The 16,564-nt window shown below is 70.8% G+C and carries 10 protein-coding genes and 1 pseudogene; 2 read left to right on the forward strand and 9 right to left on the reverse strand.

Features of this window, described 5'->3' with window-relative positions:
- Positions 1-19: 19 nt before the first annotated feature.
- The gene (locus tag ACIBVL_RS20530) at positions 20-1,411 is read right to left on the reverse strand and encodes an FAD-dependent oxidoreductase (RefSeq protein ID WP_399098633.1); all 1,392 of its coding nucleotides are present in this window, start codon (positions 1,409-1,411) and stop codon (positions 20-22) included.
- Between the two features lie 545 nt (positions 1,412-1,956).
- Here ACIBVL_RS20530 and ACIBVL_RS20535 point away from each other — a divergent pair.
- Positions 1,957-2,156: pseudogene (locus ACIBVL_RS20535) on the forward strand (helix-turn-helix domain-containing protein); the annotation flags it as partial.
- A 9-nt stretch (positions 2,157-2,165) separates the two neighbouring features.
- Here the strand turns inward: ACIBVL_RS20535 and ACIBVL_RS20540 are convergent.
- The 8 genes from ACIBVL_RS20540 to ACIBVL_RS20575 form a co-directional block, all read right to left on the reverse strand.
- Positions 2,166-3,203, reverse strand: a complete 1,038-nt coding sequence (locus tag ACIBVL_RS20540) for a LacI family DNA-binding transcriptional regulator (protein WP_399098871.1) — start codon at positions 3,201-3,203, stop codon at positions 2,166-2,168.
- A gap of 96 nt (positions 3,204-3,299) precedes the next feature.
- Positions 3,300-5,381: an alpha-L-fucosidase gene (locus ACIBVL_RS20545; RefSeq protein ID WP_399098634.1), complete on the reverse strand. Its 2,082-nt coding sequence runs from the start codon at positions 5,379-5,381 to the stop codon at positions 3,300-3,302.
- Positions 5,382-5,407: 26 nt separating this feature from the next.
- On the reverse strand, positions 5,408-7,018 hold the full coding sequence (locus tag ACIBVL_RS20550; RefSeq protein ID WP_399098635.1) for a GxGYxYP domain-containing protein: 1,611 nt from the start codon (positions 7,016-7,018) through the stop codon (positions 5,408-5,410).
- Entirely contained in the window at positions 7,015-8,109 is a 1,095-nt protein-coding gene (locus tag ACIBVL_RS20555; protein ID WP_399098637.1) for an ABC transporter ATP-binding protein, read from the reverse strand. The genes ACIBVL_RS20550 and ACIBVL_RS20555 overlap by 4 nt, the downstream gene beginning before the upstream one ends.
- The gene (locus tag ACIBVL_RS20560; RefSeq protein ID WP_399098638.1) at positions 8,093-9,163 is read right to left on the reverse strand and encodes an ABC transporter ATP-binding protein; all 1,071 of its coding nucleotides are present in this window, start codon (positions 9,161-9,163) and stop codon (positions 8,093-8,095) included. The genes ACIBVL_RS20555 and ACIBVL_RS20560 overlap by 17 nt, the downstream gene beginning before the upstream one ends.
- Before the next feature lie 136 nt (positions 9,164-9,299).
- Positions 9,300-10,265: an ABC transporter permease gene (locus tag ACIBVL_RS20565; RefSeq protein WP_399098639.1), complete on the reverse strand. Its 966-nt coding sequence runs from the start codon at positions 10,263-10,265 to the stop codon at positions 9,300-9,302.
- Between the two features lie 7 nt (positions 10,266-10,272).
- Entirely contained in the window at positions 10,273-11,355 is a 1,083-nt protein-coding gene (locus tag ACIBVL_RS20570; protein ID WP_399098640.1) for an ABC transporter permease, read from the reverse strand.
- An 11-nt stretch (positions 11,356-11,366) separates the two neighbouring features.
- Positions 11,367-13,016, reverse strand: coding sequence for an ABC transporter substrate-binding protein (locus ACIBVL_RS20575; protein ID WP_399098641.1), 1,650 nt, complete (start codon positions 13,014-13,016; stop codon positions 11,367-11,369).
- Positions 13,017-13,469: 453 nt separating this feature from the next.
- On the opposite strand from ACIBVL_RS20575, the gene ACIBVL_RS20580 reads away from it, so the two are divergent.
- Positions 13,470-16,523: an alpha-mannosidase gene (locus ACIBVL_RS20580; protein WP_399098642.1), complete on the forward strand. Its 3,054-nt coding sequence runs from the start codon at positions 13,470-13,472 to the stop codon at positions 16,521-16,523.
- Positions 16,524-16,564: the final 41 nt, after the last annotated feature.

Here is a 16,564-nt window from a genome sequence, read left to right on the forward strand (position 1 = left end):
GCACGAGACGGTACGACGCTTAAACAGATTGTTGATTTCTGGCGTGTTGCCGCCGCGTGTCCTGCCCGGCGGCCCGCTCCCGGCCCACGGCCGCCCACAGCGCGCCCCAGTCCGGCAGCTTCACCGCACCCCGCCCCAGCGAGGCCCCGAGCTCCGCCTCGGCCCGCTCGATCGCCAGCCATCCGTCCCATTCGACCGGCTCGACCCCGGCCGCCCGCAGCAGCGGCAGCGGATCGGCCGGCACGTCCTTCCGTACGAGGACGGAGGCGTCCTCCAGCAGCGAGGTCACCGTCTCCTTCGCGCACGGCCGGTTGGTGCCGATGACCCCGGTCGGGCCCCGCTTGATCCAGCCCGCCACGTACTCGCCCGGCGCGACCGTGCCCGCCCGCAGCACCCGCCCGGCGAGATGCGGCACCGTGCCCCGTTCCGTGTCGAAGGGCAGTCCCTCCAGCGGCACCCCGAGATACCCCACCGACCGCAGCACCAGTTGCGCCTCGACGTCCTCGTAGCGGCCGGTGCCGGTGACCCCGCCGTGCCCGTCGGCCGCGGTCCGCTCGAAGCGCACCGCGCCCACCCGGCCGGCCTCGGCGAGCAGTTCGACGGGCCGCAGGAAGAAACGGAGATGAATCCGCCGTCGTACGTCCCGTGGTGGCAGGGTGCTCCAGCCGCGCAGCACCTCCACGTTGCGGCGCTGCGCGGCCGGCAGCCCGGACGGGTCGCCGTACGCCGGGTCGAGCGCCAGCTCCGCCGCGTCCACGCGCACGTCGGTCTCCGGCAGGGCGCCGAGTTCCCGCAGCTCCTTGGTGGTGAAGCGGGCCTGGGAGGGGCCGCGCCGCCCCACCATGCGGATGTCGCTGACCCCGCTCGCGGACAGCGCGGTCAGCGCCGCCTGGGGCATGTCCGTGACGCTCAGCTCGGTCGCGCCGCGCGCCAGGATCCGGGTGACGTCCACCGCGACGTTCCCCACGCCGATCACCACGGCCGAGCGGGCGCCCGGCAGGAAAGCGTCGCCGACGGCGTCCGGGTGGGCGCTGTACCAGGACACGAACTCCGTCGCCGACCAGCTGCCCGGCAGCTCCTCGCCGGGGATGCCCAGTCGCCGGTCGGCCGCCGCGCCCACGCAGTACACGACGGCGTGGTACAGCTGCGCCAGCCGTGTGACGGGCACTCCGCCCGAGCCGATCTCGACCCCACCGAGGAAGCGCACCCGCTCGTGTTCCAGCACCGCGCGCAGGTTCTGCTGGAGCGACTTGATCTTCTCGTGGTCCGGGGCGACGCCGTACCGCACCAGGCCGTACGGGCACGGCAGCCGGTCCAGGACGTCGACGAGCACCCCTGGGTCCTGCTGGACCAGGCTCTGGGCGGTGTAGACACCACTCGGACCCGAGCCGACGACGGCGACATGCAGCACGGCGGAACTCCTTACCCTGCGGGACGGAGGAGATCGCTGGTGTCTCCAGCATCGCACCGCCGGTGCTCCGCTGACAGGGCGCCGGGCGGTCGGCGTGCTCATCCGTCCCTACGGAAAGCGATCGTCAGGTTACGTTGCGTGTGTACCAGACGCATCGTTCCCCAAACTCGCTGATCGTTCCGCCAAGGACGGGGCCGTGTCCGTGCGGCCGGCCTGGGAACCGAGGACGGCGGCTAGGGCGGGTTGTGAAAGTCCCGTCTGCCCGGCGGCGGGGGGGGGCCCCGCGGGCGGGGGTGGGGGGGGGGGGCCCCCCATAACGCACTCTTGGGGGGGCCCCCGATACATCCAGTATCGGGGCGACCCTCCGCCTTGCGATCGCACGCACCAGGCACCGCCGGGCCCGCCCTCCGGGCGGACGACGCTACTTTCACAACACGCCCTAGGCGTATTGATCACGACCGTTGTTGACACTCGACGGTGCTTGATCATGGCGAAGACCTCCGGTGTGGTGGAGCTGTCTAGGACTGCACCGCACGGAGGTCTTCGTGTCCCACTGTAATGCCCCGCTGACCCCGACCGGCAGGCTCCGTCTGGCCCGGTGCGTCGTGGACGACGGCCGGCCGCTGCGCCGGGCCGCGGAACGCTTCCGGGTCAGCACACCACCGCCGCGCGTTGGGCGAGCCGCTACCGGCAGCTCGGCGAGGCCGGGATGCGGGACCGCTCCACCGCCCGCACCGTCAACCGCCCCTGGTCGTCACGTCGACGCGCGGACGATCAGTTCCGGTACCACCCACGCGCCCTCTCCCACCGCGGGCTCCTTGCCTTCGAGCATCTGTGCCACCTGCTCGACGGCGAGGCGGCCGACCTGGCGCTTGTCGATGCACAGGGTGCTCAGCGCCGGCTCGACCAGTTCACCCAGGGTCAGTCCGTCGACGCCGAGGAAGGCGATGTCGTCGGGCACCCGCAGGCCGCGCCGGCGAGCGGCCCGCATGCCGCCGATCGCGACCAGGTCGTTGAAACCGACGACAGCGGTCACATCCGGATGCCGCTCCAGCAGCTCTTCAAGGGCCTGTTCGCCTCCGGCCAGGCTGTGGCCGCCGCACAGGACGAGCCAGTCCGGGCCCACCGGAAGCCCGTGGGCCCGTGCCTCGGCGAGGAAGTACTCGCCACGAGGACTGCGGGTCCCCGGCAGCGCGCAGTCCAGCATGCCGATCCTCCGGTGCCCGCGCTCCGTCAGATGGGCCACGCCCTGCCGCATACCGGCCGCGAAGTCGATGCCCACCGACCCGAACCGGGTCTCGTCCGGCGCCCGTTCCAGAAGCACCACCGGCAGGCCGGAGGCGTACTGGTCCAGTACGTCGTCGTCGCTGTCGCAGTAGCCGACGATCGCGTCAGCCTGCCGGGCGAGCAGGTCGAGTGCCGCGCGCTCCTCCTCGGCGTCGTTGCGGGACTCGCACACCGTCACGTTCCAGCCCTGCGGCTTGGCCGATTCCAGCACCCCGGCCGCGACCTCCGGGAAGTACGGGTTGGCCAGATCGGAGATGATCAGCCCGACCATCACCGAACCGGCCCGCCTGAGGCCCCGGGCGTGCCGGCTGGGCCGGTAGTCGAGGGTCCGCGCCGCCTCGAGCACCCGTTCCTTCGTCGCGGGATCGATCTCGCCCTTGTCGTTGATCGCGCGCGAGACCGTCTGCCGGGACACTCCGGCCAGGCTCGCGACGTCGAGGATCGTGGCCCGGCCCGCTCGCTTCAGCGGATGACGGGCGAGTCGCTCCTGTTTGCCCCCTACCACGCTCAACCGTCCTCATATCTCGACGCAACTGGCACGCTCGTTCCGGCGACCGCCCGGACCAGGGGACATAGCCCGTCCGAGCACTCTAACGCGGCCTCAGCCGACCGCGACGGCGAAGATGTGCACTCCTGGCTCCTCAGGACTGGCCCCCTCTCCATAGCGGGGAAGCGTGATCGACTCCAGCGTCCTCGCCGGGTCGAGTGGTGCCGCGCACCAGCCGACGCGGGCGGGCTCGTCCACGCGTCCGGCCGGACGGTTGTGGTACGGCGTCGACACGACCGTCTGCGCGGCGGCCGGGTAGTCGCCTTCCCCGAGGGTGTCCAGGGCCAGCAGAGGGATCTCCTGTTGCGTGCCGTCCGTGTAGGTCGCAAGGCCCGGCCCGAAACTGCGGTCCGCGGTGCCGGCGAGCAGGAAACCGATCCGGGAGCCCGATCCGCCGATCCGGATGGTCTGGCCGTCGGCCCTCACGTTGTCCGGCTCCCCGGGGGCGACGTCGGGCCACCGGAACTCCAGCCCGCCGTGCGCGACCCGGCCGCCGGGGACGACGCCGGCCGCCGCCAGAGCCTGCGCGGACAGGCTCATACCGGTGCCGTCGAGATCGGCGAGCCGCGGCGCGTCGTCGCTGCTGATCCCGGTGTTGTCGCGGGCCTCGGCGAAGGAGCCGTGGACGACGGGGGCGGGAACGGTCGGGTCCAGGTAGAGGGAGACCACGAGTGGACGGGCGGCACGGGCGTCGAGGACACGCACCCGTACGCCGTCGGACGTGACGGGGCGCGGGAGGGACACCAGGCGCCTGTGTCCCACGGTCGTGCCGGTCGCCACCCGGGTCCAGGTCCCCTCCAGGCGTACGTCGACGGCGAAGGCCTCGACCTGCTGGCCCCGCGCGATGTCCTCGCTCAGGCCGACGACGTTGAAGGTCCGGGACTCGGGCAGTTCGACGACGACCGCGTTCCCCGGCGGGTGCTCGTGCGGACGGGCTCCGGCGGCCAGGTCATGGCCGTACACCTCGCGCAGGACGCGGCCGAACTCGGCGAGCCGCGCCACGTCCGGGCCGGGCAGCAGGCCGCGCCGGTCCGGTGGCACGTTGAGCAGCAGCACCGCGTTGCGGCCCACCGAGTGCCGGTACAGGTCCATCAGCCGGGGCAGCGACTTCACGGCCGCGTCCTGGGAGGCGTGGTGGAACCAGCCCGGCCGGATGGAGACGTCCACCTCGGCCGGGTACCACTTGAGGTAGTCCGCCCGGCGCATGGGGCCGGGGCCCGCGAGGTCGTGCTCCTCCTCCGCGACGGCCGTGGTCTGCCCGAACGCGGAAGGCTCGCCGCGCAGCGGTACGACGCTCCACTCGCTGTAGCGGGCGTAGCCGCTCTCGTTGCCGACCCAGCGGACGTCGGGGCCGCCGACGGCGCACGTGGCGTCCGGCGCCAGCGCGCGCACCATGCCGAACCACGCGTCCTGGTCGTAGTTCTGTTTCGTGGCGGTCGGGTCGGCGCCGTCCAGCCACACCTCGTTGACGGGCCCGTACTCGGTGAGCAACTCGTAGAGCTGGTTGAGGTAGTAGCGGTTGTAGTCGTCCACCGCGCAGGAGAAGGACGGCAGCTCACCCGACGCGACCCGGTCCGCCCGGTCGTCGCCGGGCACCAGAGTGGGGATCACCGATGCGACGGCGGGGCTGCCGTTGCCGTAGCACCCGTCGGGGGCGTTCGACTGGTGCAGGTCGGCGGGGGAGAGGTACACCCCGAGGCCGAGGCCGAACTCGCGGGCAGCGTCGGCGAGTTCGCGCACGACATCGCCGCGGCCGGCGCGCCAGGGCGTGGCCGCCACCGAGTGACCGGTGTAGCGGCTGGGCCACAGGACGAAGCCGTCGTGGTGCTTGGCGGTGAGGATCACGGACCGGAAGCCGGCCTCGGCGAGGACGCGCACCCACTGGCGGCAGTCCAGCTCCGCCGGGTCGAACAGCGAGAGGTCGTCCAGGCCTGTGCCGCACTCCAGACCGGTGAAGGTGTTGATGCCGAAGTGCACGAAGGCGACGAGTTCCTGCCGCTGCCAGGCGACCTGGCGGGGTGCAGGCCGGACCATTGACGCCTTGCGGCGCAGCTCGTCGTCGCTGTCGTCGGGGCCGACGGCAACCCAGAGGGAGGGGTCGGAGGGTTCGGACGGCTCGGAGTGTTCGGAGGTCATGGGGGTTCCCTGATTCCCTGGGGTGCTCACTGCGCGTGGTTGTCGTTGATGAGACGGACGAAGGTGCGCGGGGTGACGACCTCGACCTGGGGCCCCAGCCCGTTCACGACCGTCTGCACGTCGGTCAGGCTCTTCGTCCAGCAGTGCACCAGGACGAGCGTGTAGCCGTCGGAGGAGGACGGTGCGGCGGGCCGGCTGTTGATGTGCTCGATGAGCGCGGGTTCCTCGGTCTGGCCCGCCCACAGGACGTCCCGCTGCGCGATCACGGGCTTGCCGTTCACCCATCGGATGCCGCCCTTCGTTCCGGAGCCCTGCGGTCCGGGGCCGAAGTAGAACAGGGCGTCGATGTTGGGCTGCCGCAGATAGGGCGCCCACAGGTCGGAGCGTTTGAAGACCGGCTGGTCGTCGAGGATCTCGCAGATCCGCAGGTCCCCCTTGCCCATGTACTCGTCGAGGGTGACGGCGTGGGCGTCGAGCGCGTCGGCGGGCATGTGGCTCGGGTAGGTGTATCCGCGGCCGCTGGGACCGGCGATGAAGTGGTCCCGGGCCGGGCCGTCGGAGGCGTTCTCGTAGTACCAGCGCATGGGTCCTGGAGCCAGGTCGACCAGGGAGGGGCTGATGCCGTAGCCGACGTTGAAGCTGCCGCGCACGGGGTTGGCGAAGTACTCGTGCAGTCCCCACAGGTTCCAGGCCACGTTGTCGCCGTCGCTGATGACGAAGGTGACGTAGTGCTTGTCGCCGGTCACCGGTGCGGGCTCCGGCTTCTGGGTCAGGCCGTCGGTGCTGTGGATGCCGCTCAGTACGGAGAGGTTGGGGGCCAGGTCGGAAGGAATGGAGGTGACACCCTCGTCGGAGGCTTGCGCGATCATCGCGGTCTCGTCGTTGCCGTACCCCATCAGCGTGGCGGCGGGCTCCAGGTTGTCCAGGACGCCGGCGCGCCACTTGGTCACCCCGTCGTAGAAGGTGAACGAGTCCGTCAGGGCGATGTAGTCGCGCAGGTGGTAGTACACCGTGGAGTTCAGCTCCGCCGCGATGTGGCCGGAGAACAGGGCCTGGTACGTGGTGTAGGCCCAGTGTTCGTCCTTGTCCGAGACGTCCAGCAGCAGACGGGTGAGGCCGAGGGCCTGGACGGCTCTCTCCTGGCTCCGGTCGACGACGAGGGCGTTGAGGGGGCCGCTGAGGGAGGAGGCGACGTTGACGGAGGCGGGGTTGGCGGTCATGTCGTAGCGGATGTAGCCGCGCACCTGGCGCCGGAAGCGGGTCAGGAGCTGCTGCCAGGTGGGGTAGGAGTCGTTGAGGGTGATCCCGTAGGTGGTGTGGAGGAAGTTCTTCCAGAGGGCCCCGGGGCCGCCCTCGTCGATGAAGATGCCCTCGGGTGACGTCTTGGCGACCAGGCCCTGGAGGCATGCGACCAGCACCCGGTCCGCGTTGGTGGTGAGGCTGGAGGACGGGATCACGTCCAGCGAGCGCAGGGCGGTGCCCCGGGGCAGTGCGGTACCGGTACTCGCCCCGGCCTCCTGGCCCGCGGCGGCCGCGCAGGCGGCCGTGGGCGGTGCGACGGCCAGCCCGGCGGAGGCGGCGAGGACCGACTTGCCGAGGGTTCTGCGGCTGATGGTCGTTCTACGGCCTGGGTTCATGGCCTTGCTCCTGTACGCGTTCCGGCGGGGTACAGCCAGCAGTGCACCCACTGGCCGGTGGGGTGTTCGGTGCGGGCGGGGAAGGCCGTACGGCAGTCGTCGGTGGCGAACGGACAGCGGGGGTGGAAGCGACAGCCGGGCGGCGGGGAGGCGAGGTTCGGCGGTTCGCCGGACTCCTCGACGTCCGCGAAGACGGACCCGGCACCTGCGCGGGCGGCGACGGTCCGCGCGGGGTCGGGGGAGGCGTCGAGCAGCAGTCGCGTGTAGGGGTGCTGGGGGTTCTGGATGACCTCCTCGGTCGGGCCCCCCTCGACCATCTGGCCGGCGTACATCACATGGATCTCCTCGGCCAGGTACCGGGCGCTGGCGATGTCATGGGTGATGTAGAGGAGGGCCAGGTCCTCCTCGTCGCGGAGCCCGGCCAGCAGGTTGAGGATGTCGAGCCGCATCGACACGTCGAGCATGGAGATCGGTTCGTCACCGAGGACGACCTTGGGGCCGACGGCCAGCGCCCGGGCGATGGCCACGCGTTGCCGCTGGCCGCCGGAGAGTTCGTGGGGCAACTTGCCGATGAAGTCCTCGGTGGGGGTGAGGCTGACGCGCTCCAGGAGGTGGTGCATCCGCTCCTCGATGTCGTCCCGGTCGGCCCGGCCGTGGATGCGCAGGGCTCGCGCCAGGTTGTGGCGGACGGTGTGCAGGGAGTTGAGGGAGGCGAAGGGGTCCTGGAAGACCATCTGGACCTCGGAGTAGTACTCCCGGGCCGCCCGGCCGCGGCGCGGCCCGACCGGCTCGCCGCGCAGCCGGATCTCGCCGGAGGTCGGGGTGTACATGAGCGCGAACAGCCGGGCCAGGGTGGTCTTGCCGCTGCCGCTCTCCCCGACCAGGGCGACGATCCGGCCGCGCCGCAACCGCAGCGAGGCGTGCTCCAGGGCGCGTACGGTCGCCGTGCGGCCGAGGCCGGCGCGCACCGTGAAGTGCATGGAGACGTCCACGGCTTCCAGGACGGGCACCTCGGCGTCGGCGCCGGTGCCCGTGTCCGGTCCCTCGGCGTTCGCGGGTGCGGTCACGCCGTCGTCAGTGCCCGACAACATCGTCGGCCTCCTTCCGTGCTCGCGGGGAGCGTCCGTGGCTCTCCGCCAAGGGCCCGGTGTGCAGCAGGCAGGCCACCCGCTGCCCGCCGCCGAGCCCGTCGACGTCCCGCAGCACCGGGACAGTGGTGTCGCACGGCGCGAACCGGTGCGGGCAGCGGGGGTGGAAGGCGCAGCCGGAGGGAGGGTCGCGCAGGTCGGGCGGTGAGCCGGGGATGCCGCTGAGTCGGCGGACCGGTTCCCGAAGCGGCGGGAAGGAGGCCCGCAGGCCCTCGGTGTAGGGGTGCTGCGGCTGGTGGTAGAGGTCGAAGGCGGTGCCGATCTCCACGATCCGGCCCGCGTACATGATCGCGATACGGTCGGCGAGTTCGACGAGCAGCGACAGGTCGTGGGTCACGAACACCACGGCGAATCCCAGACGTTCGCGCAGACGCAGGATGTTCGCGAGAATCTGACGCTGCATCACCACATCGACGGCGGTGGTGGGTTCGTCCATGACGACGAGGTCGGCGCCGCAGGCGAGCGCGAGGGCGATGGCGGCGCGCTGCCGGGTGCCGCCGGACAGCTCGTGGGGGTAGCGGCCCGCCTGCTCGGCGGTGAGGCCGACGAGGGCGAGCAGTTCCTCGGTGCGGGAGCGCGCGTCCTGCTTGCCCAGCGTCCGGTCGTGTTCGCGCAGGACATCGGCGAACTGGGCGCCGAGCCGCATGACGGGGTTGAGTGCGTTCATGGCGCTCTGCAGCACGATGGCCAGGTCCCGCCAGCGCAGTTTCCTCAGCTTGCGCTCGGTGAGGCCGACCAGGTCGAGGGGGTCGGCCGCGTTCCGGGGACGGAAGAGGATCCGGCCGGCCGTGGTCACGGCAGGGGGTCGTTCCAGCCGGGTGAGGGCGGTGATCAGGGTGGACTTGCCCGAGCCGGACTCGCCCGCGACGCCGAGGATCTCCCCGCGCCGCACCGTGAAGGAGACGTCGTCGCAGGCGCGCACGGCCCCTCGAGCGGAGAGGTACTCGACGGTGAGACCCCGCACGTCGAGCAGGGGCGCACGGTCCTCGCCAGGCATACGCGCTTCGTCAGATGCGGGCCGTTCGAGAGGGAGGCGTCCGTCGTCAGGGGTGGGCTCTTCGCGAGGCACGCGTCCGGCGTCAGGCGTAAGCGCTTCGTCAGGCATACGACCGTCGTCAGGCATACGACCGTCGTCAGGCATGCGACACCTCCTGCGCGCGCCCGGCGTCCTGATCCCGCTCCTGCCCCCGTTCCTCCTCCTGTTCCCGCTCCTTCGCCCGCCGCGCGTCCCCCGCCCGTTTCACCAGCAGCCGGTTGGCGTCGCGCAGCCGTGGGTCGGAGATCTCGTCCACCGCGAAGTTGATCAGGGCGACGGAGGCGCCGAGCAGCGCGATGCACAGGCCCGGCGGGGCGAACCACCACCACATGCCGCCGATCAGGGCGTTGCCCTGCTGCGCTTCGCTGATCATGACGCCCCAGCTGACGGTGGAGGCGCTGGACACCCCGAGGAAGGCGAGGCCGGACTCGGCCAGCACGCCTCCGATGAAGCCGGTGAGGAACATCGCGGAGATCCAGCCGGTGAGGTGGGGCAGCACCTCGACCATCGCCAGGCGCCAGCGGCTCTCGCCGAGCATCCGCATCGCGTGCACGAAGTCCCTGCTGCGCAGGCTCAGCGTCTGCGACCGCAGGGCCCGCGTCCCACCAGCCCAGCCGAAGGCGCCGATGATGACGCCGACGGCGACCGGGCCCGAGCCCTGGGTGTAGCCGCTGATCACGAAGATCAGCGCGAAGGAGGGCATGGTGAGGAAGACGTTGGTCAGGCCGGTGAGCGCGGAGTCCACGATCCCGCCGGCCAGCCCGGCGGTCACCCCGATGACGACGGCGATGAAGGTGCCGAGCACGGAGGCGACCAGGCCCGCGATCATCGACTCGCGTGCACCGGTGATGACCTGGGCCAGGACGTCGTGTCCGCTCGCGGTGGTGCCGAGGAGGTGTTTCGCACTCGGCGGGGAGCTGACGGCGTTGAGGTCGAGCGCTGTGGGGCTCTGATGGAGCAGGTGGTCCGTCACCCACGGCCCGGCGAGGGCGAGCACGCAGAAGAAGGCGAACACGGCGAGGCCGAGCCGCACCTTCCAGCCGGCCAGCAGTCGCTTGCTCATCGGGGCGTCACCTCATTTCCCTGGTGCGGGGGTCCAGCAGTGCGTAGAGGGAGTCCGCCAGGAAGTTGGCGAGCAGGACGGTGAGGGTGATCAGCAGGAACACGGCCTGCATGGTCGGGTAGTCGCGCTTGGAGACCGCGTCGAACAGCAGGAAACCCATACCGGGGTAGGAGAAGACGATCTCGGTGAGCAGGGAGCCGCCGACCAGGCCGCCGATGGCGAGGGCGAAGTTGGTGACGCTCGGCAGCATCGCGTTGCGGGCCGCGTACCGCAGCATGACTTTCCAGCCGGGCAGTCCCTTGGCCCGGGCGAGCAGGACGAAGTCCTCGCTGAGCGTGGTGACCATCATGTTGCGCTGGCCGAACACCCAGCCGCCGAACCAGGAGAAGACGATGGTGGCGACGGGCAGCAGTCCGTAGTGCAGGGTGCCCAGCAGGAAGTGCAGGTTGAACCCGGGCACGCTGTCCGGCGGGTAGCCGCCGGACACGGGGGCCCAGCCGAGCTGGACGGCGAAGAGCCACACGCCCAGCAGGGCGACCCAGAAGTACGGTACGACGCTGAGAACGGTCGACAGCGGGGTCACCACGGTGTCGAGCCGGCGCCCGGGCCGCCAGCCGACGACGATGCCGAGGCCCACGCCGATGACGAACGAGATGACCGTGGTGCTGCCGACGAGGGCCAGGGTCCACGGCAGCGCGGCCTTGACCAGGTCCGCCACCGGCACCGGGTACTGGCTGACGGACAGCCCCAGGTCGCCGTGGGCGAGTTCGCCGAGGTAGCCCAGGTACTGGGAGAACAGCGGCTTGTCCGGGTTCCCGAAGAGCAGCTGGACGGAGCGGACGGTGGCGGCCGACGGCGGGGTGCCGGTGCGCTGGGCCAACGCCTGGAGGATGGCGCTCGCCGGGTTGCCCGGCATCAGCCGGGGGATGAAGAAGTTCAGCGTGATCGCGATCCAGCTGACCAGCAGATAGAAGCCTAGGCGGCTGCCGAGCCAGCCCAGCCGGCCCCGGCGGCGCGCCGGGCGCTCGGCCGGCCCGGCCTCACCCTGGGGGGCGAGACCGGCGTCCGTGGCGGTCAAGGGTGTGGTCATGGGAACTCCCGTCAGCCCTTGCCCGTGGCGGGCTTGAGGTGCAGGAGCGTGGTGATGAACTCGGAGCCCGAGCCCGTGTTGGCGAGGTAGGCCGGGTTCTCGGCGTCGGGCCACCCGGTCCAGCGCAGGGTGCTGGCCACGCCGGCCGCGCCCGAGGAGAAGAGCGGGATGGTGGGCACCTGGTCCACGAAGATCGCCTGGGCCTGCTTCGAGAGGGCCTTGAGCCGGGACTCGTCGTCCGTTCCGGCCATCTGGCTGAGGATCTTGTCGAAGTCGCCGTTCTTCCACCGGACGGTGTTGTTGCCACCGACGGACTCGGTGCCGAGCGGCTGGATCAGGCGTCCGTCGAACTGCTGGAGGGCGTAGTACATGCTGTCACCGCGGGACAGCCAGGTGGCGGCCATGTCGAACTTGCCCTTGTTGATGTCGGAGCCGGTGTTGGCGCCGGAGCCGCCGCTGAGGGTGACCTTGATCCCGAGGCTCTGCTGGATCTGCTGCACGACCAGCTGACCGATGGTCTTCAGGAACGGCGTGTCGCTGGGGGCGACGTAGGTGATCGGGTACTTCTTGCCGCCCTTCGTCAGCGCGCCACCGCGCACGCTCCAGCCGCCTGCTCGCAGATCGGCCTCGGCCGCGGCGACGTCCTGCCTGCGCGGTGTCAGGTACTTGGGGTCGATCCAGCCCTCGTACGTCTTGGGCGACAGGCCGCTGGGGCTGGCGGGGGGCTGGGTGAGGGGGAGTCTGCTGGAGGAGAGCTTGGCGATGGCGTCGATGTCCACCGCGCTCGCGAAGGCGCGGCGTACGTTGACGTCGTTGAAGGGCGCCTTGGCGTTGTTGAGCATGACGGAGACCACCGAGCCGTCCCACGCCATGATGAAGTGGTGGTTCTTGGGATCTGAGGAGACGTAGCTCTTGGCGTCGATGTCGCAGGTGCAGAAGTCGATGCTGTTGTTCTGCAGTTGCGTCTGGACGTTGGCGCTGGTCGCGGCCACGTACCGCAGATCGCGCATGGCGGGCTTGCCGCCCCAGTAGTCGCTGCGGGACGCCATCGTGACCGCCTGGGGCGAGAACGTCCTGATGCTGAACGGGCCGGTGCCGACCGGCTTCTTGTCCACGTAGGTCAGCGGATCGCGACCGCTCCAGAGCTTCTTCTCGACGATGTTGATGTTCTTGACGTTGACCAGTGACTGGTACGCGGGGTCCTTCCAGGTGACCGCCACCTCGTCCGACCCCACCGCCTTGACGGAGGTGTAATCGACGCCGGCCACCTTGGGGTTCTTCAGGGGCAGTTCGAGGCTGTAGAGCACGTCCTGTTGCGTCAGCGGGTTGCCGTCGGAGAACGTGACGCCGGGCCGGACGACGAAGGTCGCGGTGCGGCCGTCCGCGGACCACGTCCATGACTTGGCCAGCCAGGGGATGAGCGTGCCGCCCTTCGCGCGGTCGGTGGCGACCAGCGGCTCGTAGATGATGTTCAGCCCCGGTCCCGTCTCCGAGGCGCTGAACGGGTTGAAGTTGTTCGTGAAGGTCGGGGCGCTGTTGGGTGCCTCGACGGTGATCGTGTCCGAGGTCCCCGGCGTCTGCTTCGTCGCGCCCGACGAGCAGGCGCCGAGCGACAGGGCCAGCCCGAGTGCGAGGGCACCCGGCCACAGCCGCTTTCTCATGGTGTGTTCCTTCCACGGGTTGTCTGACTCTCGGCGTGCTCGTCGCGACGCGGATGTGGCCTCGGTGTGCTGGGCCGACCAGAAGGAGAAGGCAACGAAGACATCGGATCTCTAGCTGTGCGGGACTCCTGCGAGTGGCGCACTCCGATAACGATCCCGGGATCGTTCACGGGCTTCGTTGCGAACCGACTATGGGCGGGCCCGGGGTACTTGTCAACACCTCGGGCAGAAGCTTGAGAAGCCTAGGTGAAAGGTGTGTTGGGAAACCGCTTCCCCCGAGTCGGGATCGCTCGGCAGGTGTGGGGGGAGGGGTTCTGTGGCCGTCGGCCATTGACACTTCTCCCGTCGCGGTGCAAGCCTCGAAAAGATCCGATGAGTTGCGATCGGGAGATCCGGTGAGTCGCGATCGGTCACTGAGGCCACGGCCTCCCGCGGGCACAGGGAGCATCCGTCATGCATGACGACAGGAGCCTGATCGAGACCAGGCTCGCGCAGGCGCTCGAGGACCGCATCCGGCCATGCGTCCATCCCCGGTCGGTGCCCTTGGACGTGCAGGCATGGAGCGCCCCCGGCGAACCCGTACCGGTGGCCGAGGGCCTGGCCGCGCCGTACGAGCCGGTCGAGGTCGGCCGGGCCTGGGGCCGTCCCTGGGCAACCGTCTGGTTCCGGATCCGGGGCACCGTGCCCGACGACTGGGCCGGGTCGGCCGTCGAGGCCGTGCTGGACCTCGGCTTCACCGGCGCGGGCCCCGGCTTCCAGGCCGAGGCGCTCGTCTACCGCCCGGACGCCACCGCGATCAAGTCACTCAATCCCCGCACCCGTTGGGTCGGGATCGCCGACAAGGCCGGGGGTGGCGAGGAGGTCCTGCTGTACCTGGAGGCCTCCTCCAACCCGGAGATCGACGGCCCGGTCAGCCTCATGGGCGACTGGGACACCTCCGGTGACGACCCCCTCTACCGGCTGCGCAGAATGGACCTGGCGGTCTTCGACTCCGAGGTGTGGGAACTGGTCCAGGACTTCGAGGTGCTGCAGCAGCTGATGCTGGAGCTGTCGGTCGACGACCCCCGCCGCTGGGAGATCCTGCGCACCCTGGAACGCGCCGTGGACGTCCTGGACTTCCGCGGCGACGTGGGCGCCGCCGCACCCGAGGCCCGGGGTGTCCTCGCCGAGGCCCTGGCACGGCCCGCGCACGCATCGGCCCACCGGATGAGCGCGGTCGGCCACGCGCACATCGACTCGGCGTGGCTGTGGCCGCTGCGCGAGACGGTCCGCAAGGTCGCCCGCACGACGTCCAACGTCACCGACCTCATGGACCGTGACCCGGAGTTCGTCTTCGCGATGTCCCAGGCGCAGCAGCTCGCCTGGATCAAGGAGCAGCGGCCCGAGGTGTACGCCCGGGTCAAGGAGAAGGTGGCGAGCGGGCAGTTCGTGCCGGTCGGCGGGATGTGGGTGGAGGCGGACACCAACATGCCGGGCGGCGAGGCGATGGTCCGTCAGTTCACCCACGGCAAGCGGTTCTTCCTCCAGGAGTTCGGCATCGAGACCGACGAGGTCTGGCTCCCCGACTCCTTCGGCTACTCGGCCGCGCTGCCGCAGCTGGTACGGCTGTCGAACTCCACGTACTTCCTGACCCAGAAGATCTCCTGGAGCCAGTTCAACAAGTTCCCGCACCACACCTTCTGGTGGGAGGGCATCGACGGCACCCGCGTCTTCACCCACTTCCCGCCGGTCGACACCTACAACGCCTCCTTCACGGGCGCGGAGATGGCACACGCGGTGCGCAACTTCCAGGACAAGGGCTCGGCCACCCGCTCCCTGGTGCCCTTCGGCTGGGGCGACGGCGGCGGCGGTCCCACCCGCGAGATGCTCGCCCGCGCGAGGCGCCTCGCCGATCTGGAGGGATCGCCACGCGTCGAGATCGAGCCGCCGTCGGCGTTCTTCGCCAAGGCCCGGGCCGACTACCCGAACGCCCCGGTCTGGCTGGGCGAGCTCTACCTGGAGCTGCACCGGGGCACGTACACCTCCGTCGCGACGACCAAACAGGGCAACCGGCGCAGCGAACACCTGCTGCGCGAGGCCGAGTTGTGGTCCGCCACGGCGGCCGTGCGCAGCGGGCTTCCCTACCCGTACGAGCGGCTGGACCGCCTGTGGAAGACGGTGCTGCTGCACCAGTTCCACGACATTTTGCCCGGGTCGGGCATCGCCTGGGTCAACCGGGAGGCCCGCGACACCTACCGGGAGGTCATGTCCGAGCTGGAGGACATCATCGGCGCGGCGCTGCGCGCGCTGGCCGGTGACGGCTCGGCGGGCGGCACCGTGGTCTTCAACGCCGCTCCCCACGAACGGGGCGGGGTGCCGGCGCTGGGCGCCGCGGCCGGCTCCGCGCGTCCGGGAGCGGCCCCGGTCACCGTCAGGCCCACCGACGACGGCTGGGTGCTGGACAACGGGCTGGTGCGCGTCGACGTCGACGGCCAGGGGTTGGTCAGCTCCGTGCGGGACAGCGGCACCGGGCGGAACGCGATCGCTCCCAGCGGTCACGGCAATCTGCTGCAGGTCCACCCCGACCTCCCCAACAACGGGGACGCCTGGGACGTCGACCACTACTACCGCCACACCGTCACCGACCTGACAGGGGCGGACGAGGTGACGGTGGTCGAGGACGGGCCGGCCACCGCAAGCGTGAAGGTCGTCCGTCGCTTCGGCAACTCGACGGTGGAGCAGACGCTGCGGCTCGCCGCCGGCGCGCGGCGGCTGGACATCGCCACCACCGTCGACTGGCGCGAGACCCGGACCATCCTCAAGGCCGCGTTCGCGCTCGACGTGCACACCGACCACTCCACCTCGGAGACGCAGTTCGGGCATGTGCGGCGACCCGCGCACACCAATACCTCCTGGGACGCCGCCAAGTTCGAGATCTGCGCCCACCGGTGGATCCACGTGGGAGAACCCGGCTACGGCGTGGCCCTCGTCAACGACTCGACGTACGGGCACGACGTCACCCGGTCGCGGCGCGACGAGGCGGCCGACGACGGCGGCACCACCACGACCGTCCGGCTGTCGCTTCTGCGCGCGCCGACCTTCCCCGATCCCCACCCCGACCAGGGCGTACACCGGCTCGGCTACGCGCTCGTGCCCGGAGCGGCGATCGGCGACGCCGTCCGCGAGGGCTACCGCATCAACCTGCCGGAGCGCGAGATACCCGGTGACACGCCGGTCGCTCCGCTGGTCGCGGTCGACCACGACGGCGTCGTCATCGAGGCGGTCAAGCTGGCCGACGACGGCTCCGGTGATGTCGTCGTCCGGCTGTACGAGGCGCACGGCGGGCGGGCACAGGCCCTGCTCACACCGGGATTCCCGGCCGCCGGGGCCGTGGAGACGGATCTGCTGGAGCGACCCTGGCGCGATGCCCGGCCCCGGCCCGCGCTGACCGTCGTCCGCGATGACGGCGCGGTGGCGCTGGACCTGCGGCCGTTCCAGATCGTCACCCTGCGCCTGGCCCGTGCGTAGCCGCCAAGGCTCCGCCACCCCCCACACCGCCCCCGGAGCAC

The sequence above is a fragment of the Streptomyces sp. NPDC049687 genome (assembly GCF_044465285.1).
Classification (GTDB): domain Bacteria; phylum Actinomycetota; class Actinomycetes; order Streptomycetales; family Streptomycetaceae; genus Streptomyces.